This window comes from Xanthomonas sp. BRIP62415 (genome assembly GCF_003993515.1).
In the GTDB taxonomy this organism is placed as follows: domain Bacteria; phylum Pseudomonadota; class Gammaproteobacteria; order Xanthomonadales; family Xanthomonadaceae; genus Xanthomonas; species Xanthomonas euroxanthea.
In genome coordinates this window covers 1-424 of the sequence record NZ_QEZH01000044.1, presented here as the reverse complement: position 1 = coordinate 424, position 424 = coordinate 1, and the positions used below count along the sequence as shown (strand labels likewise).

The window sequence follows — 424 nt, the reverse complement described above, 5'->3', positions numbered from 1 at the left end:
CCTAAATACGGATTTAATTTTCTTTGCTTTACATTCACGCTGTAATACATCGGTGTTTCTATTTCCTGCTTTCGATATTCACTCGGTGTCATTTGAAATAATTTTTTAAAGGCTCTCGTGAACGTTTCGTGAGATTGAAAGCCATGCTCAAATGCGATATCAATAATTTTTTCATCCGTATGAGAAAGTTGATAAGCTGCCCGGGCTAACCTCCTCTTTCGGACATACTCCATTACCGTATCACCTACTAACGCCTGGAATACACGATGAAAATGCGACTCAGAAAAACCTGCAATGCGAGCTAAATTACGCAGCGTCTGTTTTTCCATTACATCTTCCTCGATATAATCAATGGACCTTTGAATTTGTGTTTCATAACTTTCCATCTCTGTTCACCCGCCTTATATGTATTATGATAAAAGAG

1 protein-coding gene is annotated in these 424 nt (G+C 38.2%); it reads right to left on the bottom strand.

Annotated elements, in window-relative coordinates; all coding sequences use genetic code 11:
- Positions 1-386: AraC family transcriptional regulator (locus EO141_RS21230; RefSeq protein ID WP_164739370.1), on the bottom strand; the 386-nt coding region annotated here is incomplete at its 3' end.
- Positions 387-424 lie beyond the last annotated feature (38 nt).